The sequence below is a fragment of the Robertmurraya sp. FSL W8-0741 genome, from assembly GCF_038004005.1.
Taxonomy (GTDB): Bacteria; Bacillota; Bacilli; order Bacillales; family Cytobacillaceae; genus Robertmurraya; species Robertmurraya siralis.
In genome coordinates this window covers 1,583,243-1,606,556 of record NZ_JBBOQG010000001.1, presented here as the reverse complement: position 1 = coordinate 1,606,556, position 23,314 = coordinate 1,583,243, and the positions used below count along the sequence as shown (strand labels likewise).

The 23,314-nt window shown below is 38.5% G+C and carries 23 protein-coding genes; 5 read left to right on the top strand and 18 right to left on the bottom strand.

Features of this window, described 5'->3' with window-relative positions:
• Positions 1-196: 196 nt before the first annotated feature.
• From NST02_RS07805 to NST02_RS07780, 6 genes are all read right to left on the bottom strand, one after another.
• Positions 197-994, bottom strand: a complete 798-nt coding sequence (locus tag NST02_RS07805) for a DUF1444 domain-containing protein (protein ID WP_137744316.1) — start codon at positions 992-994, stop codon at positions 197-199.
• A 122-nt stretch (positions 995-1,116) separates the two neighbouring features.
• Complete coding sequence (locus NST02_RS07800) at positions 1,117-1,431, bottom strand: thioredoxin family protein (protein WP_095312745.1); 315 nt, start codon at positions 1,429-1,431, stop codon at positions 1,117-1,119.
• Positions 1,428-2,453 (bottom strand): PTS transporter subunit IIC, encoded by a 1,026-nt coding sequence (locus NST02_RS07795; RefSeq protein WP_137744293.1) that lies wholly within the window; start codon positions 2,451-2,453, stop codon positions 1,428-1,430. Before NST02_RS07795 ends, NST02_RS07800 begins: the two co-directional genes overlap by 4 nt.
• Before the next feature lie 251 nt (positions 2,454-2,704).
• Positions 2,705-3,214, bottom strand: a complete 510-nt coding sequence (locus NST02_RS07790) for a hypothetical protein (protein WP_340948623.1) — start codon at positions 3,212-3,214, stop codon at positions 2,705-2,707.
• A 67-nt stretch (positions 3,215-3,281) separates the two neighbouring features.
• A complete protein-coding gene (locus NST02_RS07785; RefSeq protein ID WP_095312800.1) occupies positions 3,282-3,800 on the bottom strand; it encodes a DUF84 family protein in 519 nt (172 codons plus the stop codon).
• A gap of 44 nt (positions 3,801-3,844) precedes the next feature.
• A complete protein-coding gene (locus NST02_RS07780; protein ID WP_137744292.1) occupies positions 3,845-4,912 on the bottom strand; it encodes a M42 family metallopeptidase in 1,068 nt (355 codons plus the stop codon).
• A 242-nt stretch (positions 4,913-5,154) separates the two neighbouring features.
• Here NST02_RS07780 and NST02_RS07775 point away from each other — a divergent pair, with 242 nt between their 5' ends.
• The gene (locus NST02_RS07775) at positions 5,155-5,469 is read left to right on the top strand and encodes a PepSY domain-containing protein (protein ID WP_095312737.1); all 315 of its coding nucleotides are present in this window, start codon (positions 5,155-5,157) and stop codon (positions 5,467-5,469) included.
• A 155-nt stretch (positions 5,470-5,624) separates the two neighbouring features.
• Here NST02_RS07775 and NST02_RS07770 read toward each other — a convergent pair whose 3' ends face one another.
• Positions 5,625-6,464, bottom strand: a complete 840-nt coding sequence (locus tag NST02_RS07770; protein WP_095312735.1) for a YtnP family quorum-quenching lactonase — start codon at positions 6,462-6,464, stop codon at positions 5,625-5,627.
• 404 nt (positions 6,465-6,868) lie between these two features.
• The gene (gene trmB, locus NST02_RS07765) at positions 6,869-7,507 is read right to left on the bottom strand and encodes a tRNA (guanosine(46)-N7)-methyltransferase TrmB (protein WP_095312733.1); all 639 of its coding nucleotides are present in this window, start codon (positions 7,505-7,507) and stop codon (positions 6,869-6,871) included.
• Positions 7,508-7,682: 175 nt separating this feature from the next.
• Between trmB and NST02_RS07760 the strand changes: the two genes are divergently transcribed.
• Complete coding sequence (locus tag NST02_RS07760; RefSeq protein ID WP_095312731.1) at positions 7,683-7,952, top strand: YtzH-like family protein; 270 nt, start codon at positions 7,683-7,685, stop codon at positions 7,950-7,952.
• A gap of 360 nt (positions 7,953-8,312) precedes the next feature.
• Here NST02_RS07760 and NST02_RS07755 read toward each other — a convergent pair whose 3' ends face one another.
• The 4 genes from NST02_RS07755 to thpR all read right to left on the bottom strand — a co-directional run bounded on the left by NST02_RS07755 (position 8,313) and on the right by thpR (position 12,058).
• Positions 8,313-9,098, bottom strand: coding sequence for a phosphotransferase family protein (locus NST02_RS07755; RefSeq protein ID WP_095312729.1), 786 nt, complete (start codon positions 9,096-9,098; stop codon positions 8,313-8,315).
• 324 nt (positions 9,099-9,422) lie between these two features.
• A complete protein-coding gene (locus tag NST02_RS07750; protein WP_095312726.1) occupies positions 9,423-10,367 on the bottom strand; it encodes a diacylglycerol/lipid kinase family protein in 945 nt (314 codons plus the stop codon).
• Between the two features lie 23 nt (positions 10,368-10,390).
• Positions 10,391-11,350 (bottom strand): nuclease-related domain-containing protein, encoded by a 960-nt coding sequence (locus tag NST02_RS07745; protein WP_095312724.1) that lies wholly within the window; start codon positions 11,348-11,350, stop codon positions 10,391-10,393.
• A 147-nt stretch (positions 11,351-11,497) separates the two neighbouring features.
• Positions 11,498-12,058 carry an RNA 2',3'-cyclic phosphodiesterase gene (thpR, locus tag NST02_RS07740; protein WP_095312798.1) on the bottom strand — a complete coding sequence of 187 codons (561 nt, stop codon included), beginning with the start codon at positions 12,056-12,058 and terminating at the stop codon, positions 11,498-11,500.
• Positions 12,059-12,234: 176 nt separating this feature from the next.
• On the opposite strand from thpR, the gene cysK reads away from it, so the two are divergent.
• Complete coding sequence (gene cysK, locus NST02_RS07735) at positions 12,235-13,170, top strand: cysteine synthase A (protein WP_095312797.1); 936 nt, start codon at positions 12,235-12,237, stop codon at positions 13,168-13,170.
• 368 nt (positions 13,171-13,538) lie between these two features.
• Here cysK and pepV read toward each other — a convergent pair whose 3' ends face one another.
• The 4 genes from pepV to NST02_RS07715 all read right to left on the bottom strand — a co-directional run bounded on the left by pepV (position 13,539) and on the right by NST02_RS07715 (position 18,330).
• Positions 13,539-14,933, bottom strand: coding sequence for a dipeptidase PepV (gene pepV, locus NST02_RS07730; RefSeq protein WP_095312795.1), 1,395 nt, complete (start codon positions 14,931-14,933; stop codon positions 13,539-13,541).
• Between the two features lie 21 nt (positions 14,934-14,954).
• Complete coding sequence (locus tag NST02_RS07725; RefSeq protein WP_095312722.1) at positions 14,955-16,127, bottom strand: ABC transporter permease; 1,173 nt, start codon at positions 16,125-16,127, stop codon at positions 14,955-14,957.
• The gene (locus tag NST02_RS07720) at positions 16,124-16,831 is read right to left on the bottom strand and encodes an ABC transporter ATP-binding protein (protein WP_095312720.1); all 708 of its coding nucleotides are present in this window, start codon (positions 16,829-16,831) and stop codon (positions 16,124-16,126) included. The genes NST02_RS07725 and NST02_RS07720 overlap by 4 nt, the downstream gene beginning before the upstream one ends.
• A 224-nt stretch (positions 16,832-17,055) precedes the next feature.
• Positions 17,056-18,330, bottom strand: coding sequence for a M48 family metallopeptidase (locus NST02_RS07715; RefSeq protein ID WP_095312718.1), 1,275 nt, complete (start codon positions 18,328-18,330; stop codon positions 17,056-17,058).
• A gap of 621 nt (positions 18,331-18,951) precedes the next feature.
• On the opposite strand from NST02_RS07715, the gene NST02_RS07710 reads away from it, so the two are divergent.
• Positions 18,952-19,173, top strand: a complete 222-nt coding sequence (locus NST02_RS07710; RefSeq protein WP_095312716.1) for a DeoR family transcriptional regulator — start codon at positions 18,952-18,954, stop codon at positions 19,171-19,173.
• A 65-nt stretch (positions 19,174-19,238) separates the two neighbouring features.
• On the opposite strand, the gene NST02_RS07705 is transcribed toward NST02_RS07710, so the two are convergent.
• Positions 19,239-19,958 (bottom strand): pseudouridine synthase, encoded by a 720-nt coding sequence (locus tag NST02_RS07705; RefSeq protein WP_137744291.1) that lies wholly within the window; start codon positions 19,956-19,958, stop codon positions 19,239-19,241.
• A gap of 238 nt (positions 19,959-20,196) precedes the next feature.
• Positions 20,197-21,816: a putative polysaccharide biosynthesis protein gene (locus NST02_RS07700; protein ID WP_095312712.1), complete on the bottom strand. Its 1,620-nt coding sequence runs from the start codon at positions 21,814-21,816 to the stop codon at positions 20,197-20,199.
• A 215-nt stretch (positions 21,817-22,031) separates the two neighbouring features.
• On the opposite strand from NST02_RS07700, the gene NST02_RS07695 reads away from it, so the two are divergent.
• Positions 22,032-23,306, top strand: coding sequence for a BaiN/RdsA family NAD(P)/FAD-dependent oxidoreductase (locus NST02_RS07695; protein ID WP_095312710.1), 1,275 nt, complete (start codon positions 22,032-22,034; stop codon positions 23,304-23,306).
• Positions 23,307-23,314: the final 8 nt, after the last annotated feature.

Here is a 23,314-nt window from a genome sequence, read left to right as displayed (position 1 = left end):
CGAAATATCAACATCTTAGTATAACTCCTATTTTTATTTTAGCAATAAAAATAAAAAATTCGAGACAAATATGAAGGAAAGGTTCGAATTACCTGCTTAATGTTTAAAATTTCCTTTAAATTTTTCAGAGCCCTCACGCGCACACTAAATAAAGAAAAAAGGGTCGCTGTCTCCTCAGTCGAACCCTTTTTAACCATTATTCTTTCTCCTTATTTTTCCCTAAAATAAAAATCGGTTCTAATTCCCCATTTTCATATAAAAAGGAAAGAGCTGTAATCGGAACCCTGCCACTTGCAAAAAAGCTCATCGTCATCTGCGCTAAAATATCATAGCCTGTATCATTTTGAATATCGGCAATAATGAGCACGTCTTGATGGGGCACTGCTACCGCCATCGTCCCTGACACTTGCTGCTCCATTTCTTTCAAAAATGATTCATTTAAAATGCGGCTGGCATCATATCCATCATTTTTATTTAAAAAATAATAAATATTTCCAGCTACTACATCTCGTTTCAAATCAGTTGGTAATGACCGCACATTAAATAACGCAATCTCTTTTAGGCGATTTTTCTCCCAGCCTTCTTTGTCAATTAGCTTCTGATCAATTAAACGGTACGTCTTATCTAAATCAAGGGCATAATAGATTCTCGTTTCTGCAGTATGTTCATCATACAACAGTTCCACGTCGTCTGCAGAAACGGTAGGAAACGATGTTGAGCGAATCACAGGGAAAATTCGTTTTTCATGGCCTTCAAGTGAAAGCGGTTCAACCATCGCAGAAAGTCCTTCTTCAACATAATAAACGACAGCATCAATTGCTTTCTCTTTCTGTTCTTCCCACTTTCCGACGATTCCAGGAAGGGAAATTGTAATCCCTTTTCCTGTTTTTTTATTTTCGATTCTTAATTGGTCATTCTTTTTATCATAAGTAAACGTCCGTTCAGGACTTTGCAGTCTTTTTTCTAGTTCTCTTTTCATTTTAATACTGTCCATTTTCAACTTCTATTCCTCCCCAGATTTAGGAGTCTTTTAAATCCCAATCTCATTTATTTTACAATAAAAAGGCCTCCATCTCAAAGATGGAGGTTTCAAGTTATCCAATGCTCACGTTCAATTTACGCAAGCTCTTCGATAAACTGTTCAATTTCTTCTTTTGTTTTTCGATCTTTACTGACAAAACGGCCAAGTTCTTTTCCGTCCCCATAGGCGATAAAACTTGGGATGCCGAAAACATCCACTTGTGCGCATAAATCAATAAACTGATCGCGATCCACATAAATAAACGTGTAATCCTTGTACTTTTCCTCAATTTCTGGCAAAAATGGGTCAATGAATCGACAATCAGGACACCAATCAGCTGAAAACATGAAAATATGTTTTCCTTCATTACGGAATTGTTCAAATTGCTCTAAACTTTCTAGCTTTTTCATCTTTTTGCTCCTTCTGTTTGGATAAACAGGTCACCTGCTTTTATCCAACCTTTTTTTCTCATATACTCTGATATTAACAAGCTAATGATTGCAGGTCCAATTATATGCAGCAAGAGGACTTTCATAATCACATCAGCACCGAAGCCCATCGTTGTAAAGGTCATAATTTGACCGACGAAGCCACTAGTCCCCATTCCCGCTCCTGCTGCATTATTATGTAATATCAGAACAGTCGTCCCAATGGGGGCTAAAATCGCTCCTGCGATCGTTGGAGGAATTAAAATCCTTGGATTTCTTATAATATTGGGAACCAACAGCATTGAGGTGCCTATTCCAACTGCGACCAGACCACTCCATTTGTTCTCACGATAGCCACTTACTGCAAAACCAATCATTTGCGCTGCACAACCAATCGTCGCTGCTCCTGCTGCCAGTCCATTTAAATCAAGCATTAAAGCAATTGCAGCACTAGAGATCGGTGCTGTCAGAGCTAGCCCCATCAAAACAGCAACAATGACCCCCATCATAACAGGTCTTTGCTCCGTTCCCCACATAATTAAATTTCCTAAACCCTTCATAAACGAATCGACTACTGGCCCAACAAAATAAGCGGTAATATAGCCCGCTACTATTGTCACTAGTGGAGTGACGATAATATCAATTTTTGTTTCCTTACTCACTAATTTACCAACTTCTGTTGAAATGACAGCTGCTACAAAGCTTCCTGCTGGTCCTCCTCCTAAAGAAGCCCCTGCTGCTCCGCTCACAATTGCTGCAAAAATGACGAGTGGAGGAGCGCCTAAACCATATGCGACAGCTACTCCAATAGCCGGTCCCATAAGACCCATAGCTAATGCTCCCATATCGGTCAAAAAAGTTATATGGAGCTGCTCTCCAACAGTATGGATTATTAAACCAATGATCAGCGATGAGAAAAGCCCAAGAGCCATGTAGCTCAAAGCATCAATAAAATAAACTTTCGGTGATAGACTGATTCCTTTTTTATATAAATGTTCTCTCATTCTTCCTGTCCCCTCTCCTATCATACACACCTGTCAAGACACTTGTATATGATACCTATTTTAGCCTTTACTGAAATAAAAGGGAACTACTTTTTTATTATTCCATACGAGAGAGCTATTATGAATCTTACAAATTGCCGATTCCTGTTCTCCCAACAGTAAATGTAAACACGAACTACGAAATCCTTATTTCTTACACAAAAAAAGCCGTGCCATTTTCAGCTTGGGTGCTGACGATGGCATGGCTTTTTCTAACTTTTAAAGTGAACAGAGTTAGCGATGTGCATCATCGCTTCTGCTTCAGCAGCTAGATTCTTTGTCTTAACTTCACTTGTAATCTTTACTCCGCCAATTCCGACGGTCACTTCATTTTCTTTTTCATTCAATCTTTTTACAAGCAAATAACCCAATTTTCCTTCTTCTGTAAAACGCTCGTCCAAATCAAATTCCTTTTGTTGCAATGTAGCGTTTAAAACTACCTCACTGCTCGCATCTTCTTGAAGATTATAAAATAAAATATAGGTCTTTTCCCCGTTTTTTAAAATGATATTATTGGCCGATTCCTCTTTCACCTCGAAGCCAAATGGCAAATGATATTGAATTTCTTTATTTTCTTGATTTCTTTTGTTCGCTGCCCCTTTAAATGCTTCCTCAACTGCTTCACTCGCTTTTGTCTGCTCTTCTTCAAAAGAAGCGGAGCAGCCTGCAAGAAAAATGAGCGCCATCACAAAAAGCAACAATGCTTTATCGTGATTTTTCATACCTTTTTTCCTCCTTGATTAAAGCACAGCACAAGAATAGCCATATTAAATGCTTAGCGACACGAACTCAACCCTTTTTCTTTTTGCTAAACTCGTATTGACCTAGCAGAAGCATCATAACATGGGAAAACATTTCTGAGCGATTGACTCTACCACTCGAAAAAATACCTATTGCTCCTTCTTGCTTGCGAATATTCTCTTTTTTTGTGTACTCGTCCATAACAGGCCCCAGTTCCTCACCATTTCTTAAGCGCGCAGCAACCTCTTTAGGAAGCGGGATTCTTGCCCCACCAGCAATAAAAGGGGACTGTCCATGAACAGCTAACGCCCCCCAATTGCACAGAAAAAGTTGATCTCCATGCTCTTGTACGCCTCCTTCGAGACCAATGCCAATATCCCCTTTCCCCTCTTTCAAGGCTGCTGAAGCACGATTTATTGCACCTCTAATCGTTTCTTCATCTGAAAAAGGCTGAGCCTTAACGCCTGAATCTGTGTCCAGCATTTCAAACTGTACCTCGTACCCTGCAAAAGCAGATTGCACCGCCTTTATTTTTGCTGGATTTTTTGTACCGATTACTACTTTCATAGCTGTTCGTCCTTCTTTCAAAAAATCGTCTTCACCTGTGAAGGTTAACTATTTTCTTTTATGGTAGCTACTGTCGTTTGATCGCATGATATCACTAACTTAATCAATAATTCCTTTGCCGCTGCATAGTCATCCACATGAATAATGGAGGCGTGGGTATGAATATAACGTGAACAAATTCCCACTACTGCACTTGGAACCCCTTCATTTGTCAAATGAACACGACCTGCATCCGTTCCTCCTGGAGACACGAAATATTGATAAGGAATCTTGTTTTGCTCAGCAGTATCAAGAATAAATTCTCTCATCCCGCGGTGGGTAACCATGGAACGATCCAAAATTCTTAATAACGTTCCCTTCCCTAATTGGCCAAATTCCTTTTTATCACCTGTCATATCATTTGCCGGACTTGCATCTAATGCAAAGAAGATATCCGGTTTAATCATCGTTGCGGCTGTTTGCGCCCCTCTGAGGCCGACCTCTTCTTGAACAGTTGCCCCAGAATAAAGCGTGTTGGGCAGTTCTTCGTCCTTAAGCGCTTCAAGTAACTCAATGGACAATCCACAGCCATAGCGATTATCCCAAGATTTTGCCATAATCTTTTTCTCATTTGCCATTGGAGTAAAAGGACAAATTGGCACAATTTGTTGTCCCGGCTTAATGCCGATTTTGATTGCATCTTCTTTATCATCTGCACCAATATCAATCAGCATATTATTCATTTCCATCGGCTTATTTCGCTTCGCTTCATCTAACAGATGGGGAGGAATAGAACCGATAACACCGATAACAGGTCCGTGATCCGTGATAATCTGCACACGCTGTGCTAATAAAACTTGGCTCCACCAACCTCCTAATGTTTGAAAACGAAGCATTCCATTGTCAGTAATAGCCGTTACCATAAAACCAACTTCATCCATATGTCCTGCTACCATAACAGTAGGACCGTTCCCTTTTCTTACCCCGAATACTCCACCTAGCTTGTCTTGAACTATTGCATCACTGTATTTAGACAACTGTTCTTTCATAAATTTGCGTACCATATGCTCATTACCAGGAGCACCTGGCAATTCGGTTAATGTTTTAAATAAAGCCTTCGTGTTTTCGTTCATCGTTTCGACCTCTTCTCCATGTTATGTAAATTCACGCAATAACAATCACCTTGATATCACTTTTTCGCCATCGTGAAATTGAGTGTATACCTTTTATTTTACAGAAGTTTCTTTCGACTTACCACCTCCCGTACTTCGTTTAATAAAAAAAGGGATGAAAATCTCTAAAGGGAATGCTTTTTAATTTATCTGTGTTGATGATATGATGGTTAAAGAGCACTTTTTTGAGAGGAGGCCTATCATTGAATTGGAAATCTTTCTTCTTAGGACTTAGCGTGGGAGTTGTAAGTGGATTCGCTGCAAAGCAAATTTTAGATGCAAATGCCTATGTATCTCCTGAAAAGGCATTAGCCAATGCCAAGGAACTATTTAAACAATCTGGGCCGATTAGCGGCTCATGGATTCAAATGAAAACAGAGCCTTATGAAAAACAAAATTTAAGTTATACCGTCTACAAAGGTGGAATCTCCCGATTTACAGAGGAGAGCATGGAGCAATATGAATTCATTGCTGACGCTGCAACTGGGAGTATTATTGAGACGGTACAACTCGTTTAGACTTAACTATTCCGATACAAAAAGACAAGTGAAATAATGCGCCATTTCTTCACTTGTCTCTGATCTTTTTTTATTACGATGAACAAAAGTATTATTCCCACAAATAGATGCAAGCTTCTCGCCAGCGGGGACATAACAACCTTTTTAAAATGCGCTTACTCTGCTCTTTTGACTGTTGCAACTAATTCATTTTCTCCATTCCATTTTACTGCCCGATAAATAGCATCATGATAAAAAGTAAACCAAGCCTTTTGTGATAAGCCAAATTCAAGCCATTTTTCTTTTGCATGTATGGAAATCATTGGATAATCATCATAAGCCATGACCCATAGAACATTTTGATGAGCATGGGTTGGCATAATATCAGCCATATGCAGTGCCGTCTCTCCCCCATCTTGAAGGATGATAATCGAATGGCCGTCACTATGTCCGCCCGTATGAACCATTCTGATTGGACCGTACTTCCACTCGTTCTCAAATGTTTGTACTTGTTCTTGAATTGGTTGCCAGTTTTCTTTCCAATATGTATTCCTTGAACGGATATTCGGTGCCCTCATTTCATCCCATTCGACTTTAGATGTAATAATCTTACTGTTTGGAAAAACAGAAACAAATTCTTCATCATTCCGTTTCGTTAATCCATTGGCATGATCATAATGCATATGGGTCATGAGCACATAATCAATATCTGCTGTTGTCATCCCCAGTTTCTTTAATGACCACTCTATTGATGATTCTTCCGTAACGCCAAAATTCCTTTTTTGTTTATCTGTTAACTTTCCTACACCAATTCCTGATTCAATTAAAAAGGTTTCACCATTTCCTTGAATTAAAATCGGATCTGTTCTCAATGGAATTTGGTTATTTTCATTATGGGGATACTTCTTAGCCCATAACGGTTTCGGAACTACGCCAAACATTGCACCACCGTCAAGATGCGTAACTCCTCCACGAAGCCATGTCAATGTATATTCTCCAATTTGTAACGTTTCCATTTAATTCCCTCCCTTACAAAATATCTTACCATTTGTTTAATATTTAGAAAACTTCAACCTTAGACAAGCTATTCCAGCCCCTTCGAATTGTTCCTAAGAGAGTCATCTGCTAGCAATCATACCCATCAAGGTACAGACTTTTTCGCGGCGGGTGGCAACAATTTACCCACAACCGTGAAAGAGAGTATTATCAAATATCCGGAATGGCGAATTCAGGTCCATTTCGTTTGAAACCTTGGTTTCAGAAAGAAAATGAACCTAAAATCAACACGGTCATATCACAAAGCCAAATAGAAGAAAAAGCTGTTCCTTCCAATGGGAACAGCTTCAAAGGGACGGCCCCCATATATATGATAAATTTTGTACGCTATTGCAATCGTCTATAACCAAAGAAACAACATGACTTAGCGATATTGAACCTCACATCTATATATACGACTGCCTTTTTGTGAGAACTTCTCTTCGTACTCGGTCATAATATTACCCTCAAAATCACTATTATGAAGATCAAGACTTACATATTTTAATAATAATCCATACTCTGAAAAGCTCATCAGCGAAAATTCAAACAGTCCTTGATTATCTGTTTTAAAATGAATCTCGCCATTGTCGACAAGAATTTCTTCATAGAGCTTTAAAAAGCTTTTATACGTTAAACGTCTCTTTGCATGACGAGTTTTGGGCCAAGGATCAGAAAAATTTAAATACACGCGACTAACATCACCCTTCGCAAAGTACTCGGTTAATTTTTCACCATTAACATTTAAAAGCTTAAGGTTCGGGATATCAGCTGCAATTAAACGATCAAGTGCAGAAACAATGACACTCTCATATAGCTCAATCCCAATATAATTAATATCTGGATGAGCCTTTGCCATTTCCGTAATAAAACGACCCTTTCCAGTTCCAACTTCAATATGAAGCGGTTGTTCCTTTTCAAATACCGCCTTCCAATTTCCTTTATATTGTTCTGGTGAAGAGATAACATGCTGTGGATGTGAATCCAACATTTCTCTCGCCCATGGTTTATTTCGTAAACGCATTTGGACACCCCTAAAATCTAAAATAAATATTCGTACAAACAATATCATTAAGAAGGACTTCACGCAAGTAAAAATAGTATGCAACAAGCCGCTACAGTGAATAAACAAGAAAAGGAATTCACATGCTAGATGTGAATTCCTTAATAAATTTGGATTTGTCGAAAGGGTGGACAAGGTGCCATTAAATCAACAAGATCAGCTTCAATTACTGAAAGATATATTAAGCAATCATCAAGTTGATTGCTGCGGGTCTATCGCAGAGCTCGAACAATTAGAACGACTAGTAAAATCATTAATGACCGCTTCAAATGTGGACAACGAAGTGCTTGAACAAATTTACCACTACAGCCAAAATGGAATTAACGCAAGCAATTTAGATAACCATATCGAATCGCATCAACAGCAATTATCCCAGTGGGTAAACGAAGTCGAAACTTTTTCGTAAGCAGTTTCTTTCTAAAAAAGGCATTATGAACCAATATTGTATGCGCTAATTTCGTATGAAATCAAGGTTTCACATCCTTTTCAGCTATGTTGAAAGGTCCTCTGATTCCATGAAATGAAAGGTGAAAATGAGCAAAAATCAACACGGATATATAACAAAGCTTAAAGCCAAAAAATTATTAATTGATTCTGTCTCATTCACCGACCGTGCATTTCTTAAAGCGGCAGAGTAGGTTGGACCAACTCATATAGTGAAAAGTCCGTATCATGTTCAGCCAGAAAAACAGTTAAACCCAAGAATGCTCGAAAATCAACATTCTTGGGTTTTTAATGTCGCGATATTTACTGAAAAATGAACTTATTAGACAACATTGCCTAATATATCATGAATAACCGCAAGCCATTTTTCAACTTCTTCCGTTCTTTCCTTGTTTTTTGACCACTGAACAGTCGACAAGGTTTGAGCAATAAAATACCATTTCAACCGTAAGCGCAAGTGATCATTGAGTGTAATTCCATAAAGACGAACCCAATCCTGCCATTGCTTCTCCGGAATATACCAATAAAGAAGCATGCTTAAATCAAGAGCAGGATCACCAATCATCGCTCCATCCCAATCGATTAAATATAATTGATTGTCTTTTGTCAACAACCAGTTGTTGTGGTTGACATCGCCATGACAAACAACCTGAAGATTAGATGGAATATTAGGAAGCTCCTTCTGCAAAAATTGCAATGATGAATGAACGACAGGATGCCAAAGAAGCTCTTGATCCAAAGCTTTTTCTACTGATTCCAGAAGATAACTTGGCTGCAACGGGTTTTTCCCCATTCGTCGCAGCATGCCAAGAAGAGGATCAGAACCATGTATTTTTTGCAGTAACTTTGCAACTCTCTCCCCGATCATTTCGGGCGGCTTCAATTCTCTACCCTCTAACCATTGCTGAGCAGTTATAACATCCCCGCTCTCCAATCTCTTTGTCCAAATAAGCTTTGGAACAATTCCTTCTGCTGATAAGACGGCCAGAAACGGTGAGGAGTTTCGCTTTAAGAAAAGCCGCTGTTCTTCATGTTGTGCAAAAAACGCTTCACCCGTTGCCCCTCCAGCAGGGACAATTTCCCATTCTTGTCCAAATAAGTGTTCCAAAATTGTTCACCTTCAGTAAATTGACTTCATAATGCCGATCATTATGAAATTAATTAAGTAATAAAACGTATTACAAGTTCAGTACGAATAAAAAAGACAGCTACTGATACGAATCTACAATAGCTATCTTGTGCAAGCTTCATCATAAATGAAAGCTAATTGAAAAACAATTGTTTTTAACTTTACACCATTCATTTCAATTTAGCATAAATCATTAATCCTTTAAATTTTATCTCCAAATACCAATTTCCGTCAAGTCCCCTGTGAAAATTCAACCATTCCTATTTTTGTTACTCTTCATTACCAAAGCAATCTATAACTCTCTCAATCTACTTTTTTTGTTAGCAATGGCATTGCTTGATGATGAACAGTAATCTGCATGGGGCTTTCCCCAATGTATTCTCCATCTGCATGGGCATAAAACGGGGATCTCGATTGAACTGTAAGTTGTTTACCAACCAATTCTTTTACTTCTTTAAACTTTGTATGTCCTCCCCAAAACACGGTAATAAAAACAAGGAAAAACTTCAGCCTAGAGAGGTTTTGTACAATCGTTACATTCAACAGACCATCGCCAACATCAGCCTGCGGAGAGATTTTCATCCCCCCTCCATAATAAGGCTGATTTGAAACGGTCACAAACCAAGCTTTCTTATAATGGAGCTTTTTTCCATCAATCACAATATTCACATCACTGCATTGAAAAGAAAATATTTTTTTCATAACAAAGTATGCATACACTAAATTGCCTAAATGAAATTGATTTAAAAATCTTTTAAGACGTGAAGAGTTGGCCACCTTCGTTATTAAAGCATCAAATCCGACACCCATATTATTGATAAAGTACGTGACATCGCCCTGTTCATTTTTGATTTCACCGATATCAGCAAGGAAAGGTCGGGTTTTGGCCCGTTCTGAAATAAACTGCAATGCCGCAAGCGGATTTTTAGGAATACCGTATCCTCTTCTAAAATCATTGCCCGAACCTGCTGGGATCATGCCAATCATGGCATTACGAGCATTAGCGGCACCATTAATAACCTCATGTAAGGTGCCGTCACCACCAATTGTAACAATCATAACCAAATCTTCAGCATCTGTACCATTAAGCAACGCTCCGACAATTTCTGCAGCATGCCCTCGATATTCTGTAAACGCTGCATGAAAAGGAATTTGCTCTAAAGTAAGCTGTTTCTGAACCTTTTTCCACACTTTCATGGAGTAACCATTCTTTGCTTGAGGATTAATGATAAAATGGATGCTGTTCATTTACTCAACCTACATTTTCCTGATTATTCTTGTTCTGATTCTATTTCCCACTCCGGCCTGCGAACACTAGTGGTTTGACAATAATTTAGCAATGCCTGGGCTGCTTTTAATTGAATATGCTTTAATGGTGAACGCTGCTTTCTCATCGTCTGAAACCATTTTTCATAATTTCTTCTCTCAATAAACTTCGTATCATACGGGGCAGATGGATAATCGATATAGCCATTGCGGGTTAAAACCACCTTATGAATCGGCAACTCAATTCCATATCGACTTAAAATGTTTTTCGTTACTTTTTCAGTTCGGTTTAGTGCTAGTAAAGGATTCAAAACTTTTTGTTCTTGCTCCTGATTACGTTTAATCCAGAAGTGATCATTGGAACCGACAAAGACCGCCCGCTCTTCTTCCTCTAAAAAAGTGATACACCAAACATCCGTTGGGGTTATGAGAATAATTTCCACTTCCACTGGTGCGGTTTTTAAAAGAAAAATAGGATGAAACAAGACAAGGACTGTATCCGGAAACCTTTGTAAAAAATACTTCAAGCGCTCATTATGATAATAGCTCTTGCTTACAAACGATTGCTCCGCTAACGTTGTGCTGGCCCATTTTAATTGGAAGGTAAAAAGCTGTTCCAAAAAGCTTCTTTTTAAATCCTCCAATGTACCTGGTTGTATCGCCAGTGTTGGCGTAAATGAAAATGAGCTGACCGGAGTCTCTTGCTCCTCAAGCACTTCCTTTTCCACTTCTTTTTCTCTCTTTAAAAAGCCTTTTATCCGATTAAAAAAAGGTTCTTTCTCCTCTTCATACCATTCCGGAACTAACGGCTCTTCCTCGCGTTCCAGCGGAATTTCACCATTCTCCCATGCGTTCTTCAATTTATCCCATTGCTGCGTTTTCAAGCTGACAAACCGGGAGGGGTATAAGAAAATATCTTGCTCATATCTTGAAACATAGTCTTGTAACTTTATTAACTGACCCATTTTTACCATCCTTACTTCTAAAGCAATATTATCCTATTTTAAGTTTTTGTTATATGTCGGTGTTGATTTTTGGCTCATTTTCTCTGATTCCATGAAACCAAAGTTTCATACGAAATAAGCCAAAAATCGTTTTACCAACGATTCTATTTAACAAAGCTTATTTAAAAAGAAAGATTCCTTTATTTCATATTTAGGAGTCTGTTCTACATGTGTTTCGTATAAAACGATTTCATTTGCTTGAAATGTAAAAGGGACGTTTCCTGTTAAAAATACTTTCGAAAAAGGTTGTTCACCCTGCCATTTTCGCGCGAGAGTTATATGTGGTTGAAACTCTCTTGTTTCAAGTTTGAATCCCGCCTGTATACATGATTGATATACTGAATTTCGCAGTTGCAGCAGCTTTTCTTCTTTTTCTAACCGCGCCCAGAAAATTCTCGGAGAATCGCCCTTACCAAACACTCCAAAGTCTTGAATCGTTAAGGAAAAAGGGGAATGTATGGTAAGTTCCCTTGCAACATTAGTTAACGATGCTTCAAGCTGTTCCTTAGTGGCGCTTCCTAAAAAGGCTAAAGTAATGTGATAGTCCTCTTCGTGCACCCAGCGATTAAAAGGCAGTTCATTCCGTAACCGATCAGAAGTTCGCATCAAAAATGCCTTCGCATCTTGCGGAAGCTTTAAAGCGTAAAAAAAATGTGGGGTTCTTTCCATTATATCGTCCTTTCTTTGAAACATTAAATGTATTTTCTATTCTTTTCATCATAACCACCTAAAAAATGATAATCAACCCAGTTGCCCGGAATAGTATGTTTTCGATATGATAAGGGAGAAATTCGTTCATAATAGACAGTGATGGAATCATGATCGATTTGAGAGAGGAAGATTTGATGAAATTCGTAGAAAATATTGCTGATTTAATCGGCGATACCCCAATGGTAAAATTAAATCGCCTTGCTCCTGAAAATGGGGTAGATGTGTATTTAAAATTGGAGTTTTATAACCCCAGTCGTAGTGTAAAAGATAGAGCTGCTTATAATATGATAGTTGCGGCAGAGAAAAAAGGGTTGCTGAAAAAAGGAGCAACTATTATTGAGCCAACGAGTGGGAATACAGGCATTGGCTTAGCAATGAATGCTGCCGCAAAAGGTTATAAAGCGATTCTCGTCATGCCTGATACAATGACCAAAGAACGGATCAATATTTTAAAAGCATATGGTGCGGAGGTTGTGCTTACTCCTGGTGATGAAAAGATGCCAGGCTCGATAAAAAAAGCGGAGGAATTGGCAGCAGAAATTCCAAACAGCTTCATTCCCATGCAATTTGACAATGAAGCAAACCCTGATGCCCATCGACATTCAACTGCTTTGGAAATCATTGATGCGATGAAAGAGATTGGAAAACCGCTCAAAGCATTTGTTGCCACCGCAGGAACAGGTGGTACAATTACGGGAACAGGAGAAGTTCTCAAAGAGCATTATAAAAATATGCAGGTACATGTCGTCGAACCAGCGGGTTCACCCGTACTATCGGGTGGAAAACCGGGAAGACATAAGCTTGTTGGAACAAGCCCTGGCTTCATTCCAAACACATTGAATCAAGAGGTATATGATAAGATTCACCAAATTACCGATGATGATGCTTATAAAATTACCCGTCTCCTTGCAAGCAAGGAAGGTATTCTTGTTGGACCATCATCTGGCGCCGCCTGCTTTGCAGCCCTAGAAGTAGCAAAAACTTTAGAGCCTGGTACTGCAATCGTCTGTATTGCCTGTGACACAGGAGAAAGATATTTATCAAGCGATTTATTCCGTTTTGAACAATAAAAAAATCGACTTCTCAAAATCCATTTCCCACAAATTTTTGAGAGAGCATACAGATAACAACGAGCTTCGGAACTCCCCCAAAATATTCTTCATTAGATGAGCTTTGGGGAGGTTCCGAGCCAAAATTATGGGAAGCCGCTTGCTCCGAAACTGACCCATTTCCATTTCGAGTGTCAACAAGACGTAGGCCCGAGTTTAGGTTTTGTCATGAGTTGTCCTAAACGTAGCAGCTGTCCGTCAGCATATTTTAAGTATTCATGAAAAAATATAAAAGGAAGTGGAGTAAGTGAACCGTTTTACCCCACTTCCTTTATTTTAGAAGCTTATTGGATAGCCCCTGTGCATCTTAAGGTTCTATCAGCTTCTTTTTATTTGGCAAGCTCATAAATGGCGTGCGCATAAATAGCGGTTGCCTTAAGTAAATCTTCGATAATCATGTACTCGTCCTTTTGGTGCGCAATATCCGGTCTTCCCGGAAAAAGCGGACCAAATGCAACACCCGATTTCAACGACCGGGCATAGGTACCACCACCGATCGCAAGAAGCTCTGCTTTCTCTCCTGTCTGTTCCTCATAAACCTTTTTTAATGTATGTACTAAGAAGTCCTGCTCGTCCACATGATGCGGCTTCGAATCGGAAAAATTATCGATCTTGAATCCTTCAACAGTCAACTTCGCTTCCAACTTAACGATGGTTTCTTCCAAGTTTGTTGTAACTGGATAGCGCATATTAAGACCCAATCTGCCGCCATTTTCTAGATCATAACTTAATTTGCCGACATTGATCGTTAAATCTCCCGTAATGTCATCAGAATAGGCAATTCCCAATGCACGTCCACGAGAATCTTGATAAAAATAAGCAGAAACAAAATGAACAAAAGCAGCAGCTTGCTTATCGAGCTCGAGACTTGAAAGAAATTTTGCTAACATAAGACCTGCGTTTTTCCCTTTATCTGGTTCCATCCCGTGAGCAGAAATTCCTTCCAATTCAAACAGCAAACCTTCCTTTGTATTCGTATGCTTACCTGTCACATCGTTGTCCTTTAAAAAATCTTCAAAGGAACTGATTATTGGTGCAGGATTTCCAGAAATAGTAATAACCGCTTTGGCATAATCAGGAACCATATTGTATCGTCTCCCTGATTCAAAAGAAAGCAATTCATTTCCTACTTTCTCATTTGTTGAGAGTGGCTTTTGTACGAGATCATAGTCAGCAATTCCTTTCTCAGCATAAATGATTGGAAAATCAGCATCTGGAGCAAATCCACATGTCGGCATTTCCTCATGCTTAAAATAATGATCAACACAGCGCCAATTGCTTTCTTCATCAGTTCCAATAATCATACGTATCCTTTTGGTTAGCGGCAATTTTAATTCTTTCACAATTTTCATGGCATAGTAAGCAGCCATTGTTGGGCCTTTATCGTCAATTGCTCCACGGGCGAAAATCTTTCCATCTCGAATGTCAGCACCAAATGGATCACTCGTCCATCCGTCTCCTTCTGGAACAACATCGACATGGCAAAGGATTCCGATTAGCTCATCCCCCTGTCCAAACTCAAGATGTCCTGCTAAATTATCCACATTTTTAGCAATGAACCCATCTTTCTCCCCAAGCTCAAGCATGAACTGCAATGCTTCCTTAACCCCTTGACCAAGCGGTGCATCTTCCGTTGCACTGTCCTCATCTAATAAACTTTTGATTTTCAATAAATTTTGTGTATCCTCAATAAGTGACTGTTTTCGTGCTTGCACTTCTTTCATCCAATCCAATTTAATCCCTCCTCAAGTTCCTAAAAAGTTAAATGCGAGCAAGCCTATAGTAATGGGAATCGCAACGATTATGATCGCTACTACATACAATACCGTAATTGTTCGCTTTCTAGCAGCAAAATACGCATCATGCTCTTGATATTTTTTTGTAAAGGGATGAGATAAAATAATTCTCTCCCAAAGACCAGCCAACCAACTCCACATCATCAATAAAAATCCACCTAAGATGATACACTTAATCCATAATGGTGGAATAATTAGAACAGCCGCTATCGTAACTGAACAAATTTGAAAATAAGTCATAATATGGGAGCTATTGCGGATAAACACTTTGACAAACAATTCAACAAACCCATTAACTGCCGTTCTGTTCTTAAAAATACGTCGTGAATTTCGAAACAACCATGGTCGTTTTCTTGTGATCACCTTCGTTTTTTCAATATCATAGGACATTTGAAAGATCATATTAACAAGCTTCTGCTTCTCTTCATTTTCAATTAATAATTCGGCTTCCAACGCGGAATTCTTCTTTAATAACGGAAAGTAAAGAAGAAGGGCCGCACTCCCAATCACAACAGCGAACAACATCATCATTAATGAATGATTTTCCCAAAGGCGAGAAAGTGCCTGAGCTCCCCAACTTACAACGATAAAAAATCCAATTGTTAAAAAGATTCTAACCCATTTTCCTTCAATCTTTTTAATATGAAACTTAATATACATGATCATGTACTTGATCGATAATAAAAACAAAAAATATGAACCGACATGAATCGATGTTAACTGATAATGTTGAATGATAAAAGGAAGCAAAAGAGCAATTGTAAGTAAAGTAGAAAGTGCCTGAAACAGCACTGAATAACGAAATCCCCATTTTTTTAATCCGTAAAACAATTCCCTTTTCTTTACTAAAAAAACCTTATCTGCACCATCAACATAAGTTCGGTATGTACCTAGCCAAGTAAATAAATAACCTGCTACAAAAAATAACTCTATTGGCATCCATTGAATCCACGTAGGGGCTCCTTCTATCCACCAAGAGCGATAAATAACGATGAACGCGACAATAGCAGGAATGATGAGATAGAGCCAAATTGTCCAATCAGCTATTTGACGAAAGATTTTAATCTGATAATACCAATTTTGAAATAAGCGGTGACGGAAAATTTTGAAGCTGTTCATCATTCTGTTTCCTCTGCAATTTTATGAAAGCAGTCAAATAGTGAGCCACCTACAAGTCCGCACTGCTCCTGTATTTCCACTAATGTCCCTGATGCTTCGAGTCTCCCGTTATTAATGAGGAGAAAGCGATCACAAACCTTTTCCGCCGTGTCCAATACATGTGTAGACATTATAATCCCAGCCCCACGTTGTCTTTCTTCCTCAAGAGAGGCGAGGAGGAGCTTCACTGCACTTGGATCTAAACCAATAAATGGTTCATCGATTATGTAAACAGCAGGCTTCGTAACTTGAGCGAGAATAAGCATCGCTTTTTGCTGCATTCCTTTTGAAAAAGTTGCCGGCAATTGATGGGCGGCCTCATGTAATTTATACAAACGAAGGAGCTCGTTCACTTTCATTTGATATTCTTGCTCAGCTAGTTCTTCAACTGCTGCAACAAAATCCAGATGCTCCCACAAAGTCATTTCATCATAAAAAATCGGTCGCTCGGGAATATAGGAATATTTTTCTGGTAGTTGAAAGGTCGCTTCCCCTTGCAAGTATTCCATAAGGCCAAGAATCGACTTTATCGTAGTGCTTTTTCCAGCTCCATTCGGACCGATGAGCCCGATTAGCTCACCTTTTTCCAGTGAAAATTTAATATCTTTAATAATTGCTTGCTCTTTTTCGTATCCAGCTTGAACAATATCAACAGTCAATAGACTCAAAATGCTGCACCTCCTATCAATACATACGAATGAGTCTTGAAAAAGTTTGCATGAATTAAGAAATTAAGAAAGCAAAGCTGACAACGGAGCCCTGTTCACTTTCCAATAACCGAAATTAGTAATCTTTTGACTTCCTCACTAGTTTACAGATTCCCTCTTATCAACGAAAGAGCAAGGCCATTGTCTTCACTTGCTCTCTGATGCTTCAATCCATTCTCTCATTTTTAATTTTCACTTAGCAATGTAGCAAGTTCATTATACTCGTAATCGACAGCATAATCATATGCTGTTGAGCCTGTAGAATCCTTGTAGTCAACATCAACTCCATATTCCAATAGAAGTTTGACCATCTCAATGTCTTCCGCAAGCACTGCTGAAAATAATGGCGTTGTCTCGTATTCATCAACCGTATTTGGATCTGCTCCAGCCTTTAGAAGAGCCTTTGCTGCTTCGTAAGAAGAATAATACACGGCCCAATGAAGAGCGGTAGACCCTTCGAAATCCATTTCATTGATATCCATTCCTTCATCAAGAAGAGATTCTATTTTTGCCACATCATTTTCAATCGCAGCATTTATTAAAGGAGTTGTATCATCGATTTCTGAAATAACCTCCGAAAAGAAATCTGTTTTTCCAAGGGCAATAATAGTATAAGTAATGCCTGAAATCACAATGGTAATAGAAAATATTGCAATGATCAGCCCTATCCAAACGCGTCCCTTCGGTTCTTTTAATGGTTCTGTCGCTTCAGGCTCATAGCAGGCTGATAATTCATAAATTCTCTTAGGTAAATGAGGATGTGTCGAGAGTTTTTCATTCAACCAAACAAAAAATCCTGATTCTGTTTGAAGCTGCCTCATATAAATTTCATGATTTACTTTCGCGTAAAGCTCTTTTCCAATTGCAAGCATCAGCAATGCATTTGTAGATGCTTCTAATGATTGAATATAGTAGGTTGCATAACGATCACATGTATACTCACATGCCCGCAAGTATGCATTGCCAAGGAAAGGTACCCACATTGCCGGCAAAATCAACAAGCTTATTAACACATGCTTTCTTTTTAAATGGGCAAACTCATGCGCTAAAACAAACAGGACTTCCTTTTCTCCTTCTTTTTCAATCAGATCAAAGATACCTGAATAAAGAACAACCATATCTTTTTGAAAAAAACGCGTTGCAAAAGCGTTTAACATTCCTTCAGATTCGACGACATAAAGATCGGGTATTTTCGATAAACCCATATCTTTAGCTACCATCACGGCTTTTTCATAAATCTCAGGAAATTGTTCTTCACTTAGCTTTACCCCATTGCGACGAATTCCACCAACATAAAGACCATTGAGAACAAGAGAAAGAAGTAAAATAAATGCGATGACAAACACTCCAAAGATAGAAAAAGTCAAAAGAATGTAAATCAAAATACTAAAAATGAGAACAAGCCCAAAATAAATGTTTTCCTTTCGATGAACCAGTTGATTTTCAATTGTTGTATCCAAAAACAAAATCTTCCTTTCTTGATAGTCTGTTATGAATTATAACCGATTGAGAAAAAATCGAATAGAGGGAAATTTTAGTTTCCTCGACCAAAGAATGAGCATCCCGTTCCCTCCATATAGATGCTCAATACTTATTGTTTTGCCTCATTCCGAGAGTCATTGCCAAATTCAAATCAAGCAATTGTTGAAGTCAACTACAGGATGTTAAAAGCTAGCAATACTACTAGTCATTCTGTAAAAACTCGATTATGAAGTGTCAAACACGGTCAGTCAATCTAGAGTCAGCGTCCGCTCTTATCTACATAACTAAAAAGAACTGTATGATAAGTTATAAGAATTTTCAAATTTCGTACATAAATAGCTTGTCTTTTCCCATATGTATTACTGAGTAAGACAAGAAAGGGGAGAAGAATATCAACAAATTAATTCATTAAAGTAGAAATTATTAAAAAATAAGTTTAGAATTATGTTATAAGGTTTAATATGAAAATATATTTGAAAGAAATCGATAAAGGGGTTGTCTTGGGAAAAGAAGCGTACATATGTATGAGAAGATTCTCATAGAAGCTGTCAGTTGTAGGATTATGCCACAGGTTTGAAAAAAGGATAGGGAGTGGTTTTTTGAAACCTTCGACTAACCGGATGATAAACCGAATCAAATCCGTCTACATGTTTATTAATCAACAAGGAACTGTAACAACTCAAGAGCTTGTAGAAGAATTTGGTACAACTCCTCGGACGATCCAACGAGATTTAAATGTTCTAGCTTATAACGACTTAGTTGAAAGCCCAAGTCGCGGTAAGTGGACAACAACACAAAAAAAAGTAAAAATGACCTCGTAACTGAAAAATTAACTTTAAGAAATTAGAAGTCGCCTCAATTGGGGCGACTTCTTTATGCAGATATTTCACTTTACTTCATATTCAAGCAAACTCTTTATTTCCTGTTCCGTTAACTCTCTATACTCTCCGAGTTCAAGCGTTTCATCGAGTTCCAACGGCCCCATCGATATTCGTTTCAAATAGAGCACTTTTTTCCCTACTGCCTCAAACATTCTTTTTACTTGATGAAATTTACCTTCAGTAATCGTTAATTCAATGTCCGAACGTAGTCCTGTTTTTAAAATTGTCAGCTCCCCTGGCTTCGTAACATAACCATCATCTAACATAACACCCTTTTTAAAAGCGGTCACATCCTCTTCTGATACTTCCTGATCGATAACCGCAAAGTAGGTCTTTGGCACATGCTTCTTAGGGGATAATAAACGATGGGAAAGCTGTCCGTCATTCGTTAAAAGTAAAAGCCCTTCTGTATCCTTATCCAATCTTCCAACTGGAAATGGAGAGAAAATAGCATCTTCCATTTCTAACAGGTCAACAACGGTTTTTTCGTAATGATCCTCCGTTGCAGAAACAACGCCAGGCGGCTTATTCATCATTAAATAGATAAATTCTTTATACTCCACTACCTCACCAAAAAGAGTCACAACATCCTCTTCAGGATTAACATGTTCCTTTGCGTCTTTAACCAATTTATCATTTACCTTAACGACTCCGTCTTTCAGCAGTTTTTTTACATCTTTACGGCTGCCATAGCCAAGATTTGCAAGCATTTTATCAATTCTCATTTTCCTATCCTCATTTCCACATTACTCACTGGGCAAATCGCATCGAAAACAGACTAAGCAGCTACAACGACTAAATTTATGGATAATAAACAAGACGCAGCAAATGGTAACCTGTATTTTGCTTTTCTTGCTGCTACTCTGTTCTAACACAAACACCCTTGCATCAACAAGGGTGATGTATAATTTGAACAGCTGTGCCTCTATTTCACGTATACGGGAATCCGCAATTTCCATATCGTTAAATTTTTAGCCTCAGTTTTTCTTTAATGCTGTCAACCCTAGCACCAAAAAGAAAATTAACAAGTTTCGATTTTAAACCTAAATAGAAATACACTCCCGCACCTGCTATTGCACAAATCGCGACAATGATAAGCGCTTCAAGCTTGACGTCTGGTGAAAGGAACATCGTCAGTAAATAATACACAAGCTTTGTAACGAAATACATAATCGCCGTAAAGATCACGATTAAGATCCCTCTTCTAAAAACAAGACGAAAGCGATATTTAGAGAATGCTTTAATCACAAATAAATTGATTAAAATTGCCACACTATAACCAAGTGCCGTTGCTAGAATCGCGCCCTTTGTTTCCATCAATTTTATCAACGGGATATTCAAGCTGAGCTTAATTAAAATGCCCACCAATAAACTAAGAATATTAAATTTCTGCGCATCAATTCCTTGTAAAATAGCTGCTGTCACGGCATAAAGGGCAAAGAGCATCCCTATTGGCGCATACGCTTCTAATACTTCTGCTCCCAGAGCATCTGGCTCATAAAACACCGTATAAAAAGGCTCTGCTAATAGGGATAAACCAAGAGCGGCTGGTAATGTTAAATAGGTAAGCACTTGAAACGTTTGATTCAATTGACGATTTAATCCGAGCTGATCTTGCTCTGTATAGGATTTAGTGACTGCTGGGACTAATGTTAACGAAAAAGCTGTTGCCAGTGAAACTGGAATAATGACAAGCTTTTGCGCCTGGAAATTAAGAATTGAAAAAGCATGCTCAGCATCATTGAAAGCATAACCCATCGAGACCATCGTTGGATTAAAAGTTAGCTGATCAATAAACTGAAACAATGGATTGGCAATTCCGACTAATACAAAGGGAATGGAATAAAGAAGGATTTCCTTGTAAATGTCTTTAACAGAAATATCTATCGTTTTTCGATCACGAAGCAGCAGTTCATCAAACATCGGCTTTTTCTTAACCCAATACCAAAATAGAACCGCAAGTCCTCCAAGACCACCGATAAAAGCCGCAAAAACAGAAAAGCTAACTGCCGTTACTAAGCTCCCTTTCATTACCTCCAAAACAATAAAGGCACCGGCTAATACGAAGGCAATCCGGACAATTTGTTCGACTACTTGAGAAACCGCTGTCGGTTCCATTGATTGATGGCCTTGGAAAAAACCTCTTATAATAGACATAAATGGAATAATGATTAAAGCAAAACTAACTGCTCGAATAACAGTTGTGACATCTGCCATATGATCGATAAAATCTGGATCGGTAATAACCATAGCTGCTAAAGTAGGGGCAGCCATATATAAAATCAGAAAGGAAATAATTCCTGTAATCGCCATTAACACGAGACCTGTCTTAAATAATTTCCTTCCTACGGCATATTCTTCTATGGCATTATATTTTGAAATAAATTTAGAAACAGATGCAGGAATCCCTGCCGTCGCAATACTGATGAAAATCGTATAGGGAACATAGGCATAATTGTAAAGAACCGTTCCTTCATTCCCTACTAAGGCAAAAAAAGGAATGACATAAAACAAGCCAAGAAATTTCGAAATAAACGTACCAGAGGTTAACACAAATGTCCCTCTTAACAGCTTTGAAGACATAACATCCCATCCTAATCAAAAATCAGCGAGCAAAAAAATCTTCCAATTTAACAGTTTACACTTCTTTAAAAATAACTTCTACCTTTATATGTATCCTTTTCATGACAATCGTTCATGTTCTATAATATACTGATTAGATACTTTTCAAAAGTAAAAGCCCCGTTTTTAGAATAAATATCCTCCAATTACATGGAGCCGTTAAGGAGAATGAATGGATGCAAAATGATGTAATTGTCATCGGTGGTGGTCCATCTGGTCTGATGGCAGCCATAGCTGCTGGTGAACAAGGAGCAAATGTTTTATTAATCGACAAAGGGGACAGGCTTGGGAGAAAATTAGCGATTTCAGGCGGCGGAAGATGCAATGTGACGAATCGTCTTCCGATTGATGAAATCATTAAGCATATCCCGGGGAATGGGCGCTTTTTGTACAGCGCATTTTCAATTTTTAATAATGAAGATATTATCAACTTTTTCGAAAAACTTGGCATTGAATTAAAAGAGGAAGATCACGGGAGAATGTTCCCTGCCTCAAATAAGGCACAATCCGTTGTGAATGCTCTTTTAAGCAGGTTGGAACATTTGCATGTACAAATAAAAACCAACTCGCCTGTCTCTGATATTGACTTTAATGAGGAAGGTCCCATTACTGTTCATTCGGAAAATGGACAGAGCTACACCACTGCAGCAGTCATTATTGCGGTTGGCGGTAAATCAGTTCCTCACACCGGTTCAACGGGTGATGGCTATGCATGGGCTGAAAAGGTCGGCCATACAATCACCGAGCTTTACCCGACTGAAGTCCCATTAACTTCAACAGAGCCGTTTATTAAACAAAAGGAGCTACAAGGGTTATCTTTACGAGACGTTTCGTTAAGCGTACTTAATCCTAAAGGCAAAGCGATCATTACACATCAGATGGATATGATCTTTACCCACTTTGGCATCAGCGGTCCTGCTGTTCTTAGATGCAGCCAGTTTGTAGTGAAAGCAATGAAAAAGTGGAATCTCCCCGAGGTAACGATGAGCTTAGATGCACTTCCTGATAAAAAAGAAGAGCCTCTTTTTCAAGAATTACATAAATTAATCAAAACGGAACCGAAAAAAAGTGTGAAAAATATTTTAAAAGGATTGCTCCCTGAACGTTATTTACTTTTCCTTCTCGCCTATAATGAAATTGATCCAGCCATCCAAGGAGCCAATCTTTCTTCTGATAAGCTCCGTGCATTCACACATAGCTGCAAACAATTTCAATTTAAAGTAAACGGGACGCTTTCTTTAGAAAAAGCCTTCGTTACTGGCGGAGGTGTTTCCGTAAAAGAAATCGAGCCGCAGACAATGGCCTCAAAGAAAAAGAATGGACTCTACTTCTGTGGGGAAATTCTCGATATCCATGGCTACACTGGTGGCTATAACATTACCTCTGCTCTCGTAACAGGGAGACTGGCAGGAATGAATGCAGCGCTCTTCGTTCAAGAAAATAAAAAGTGAAGCCTCCT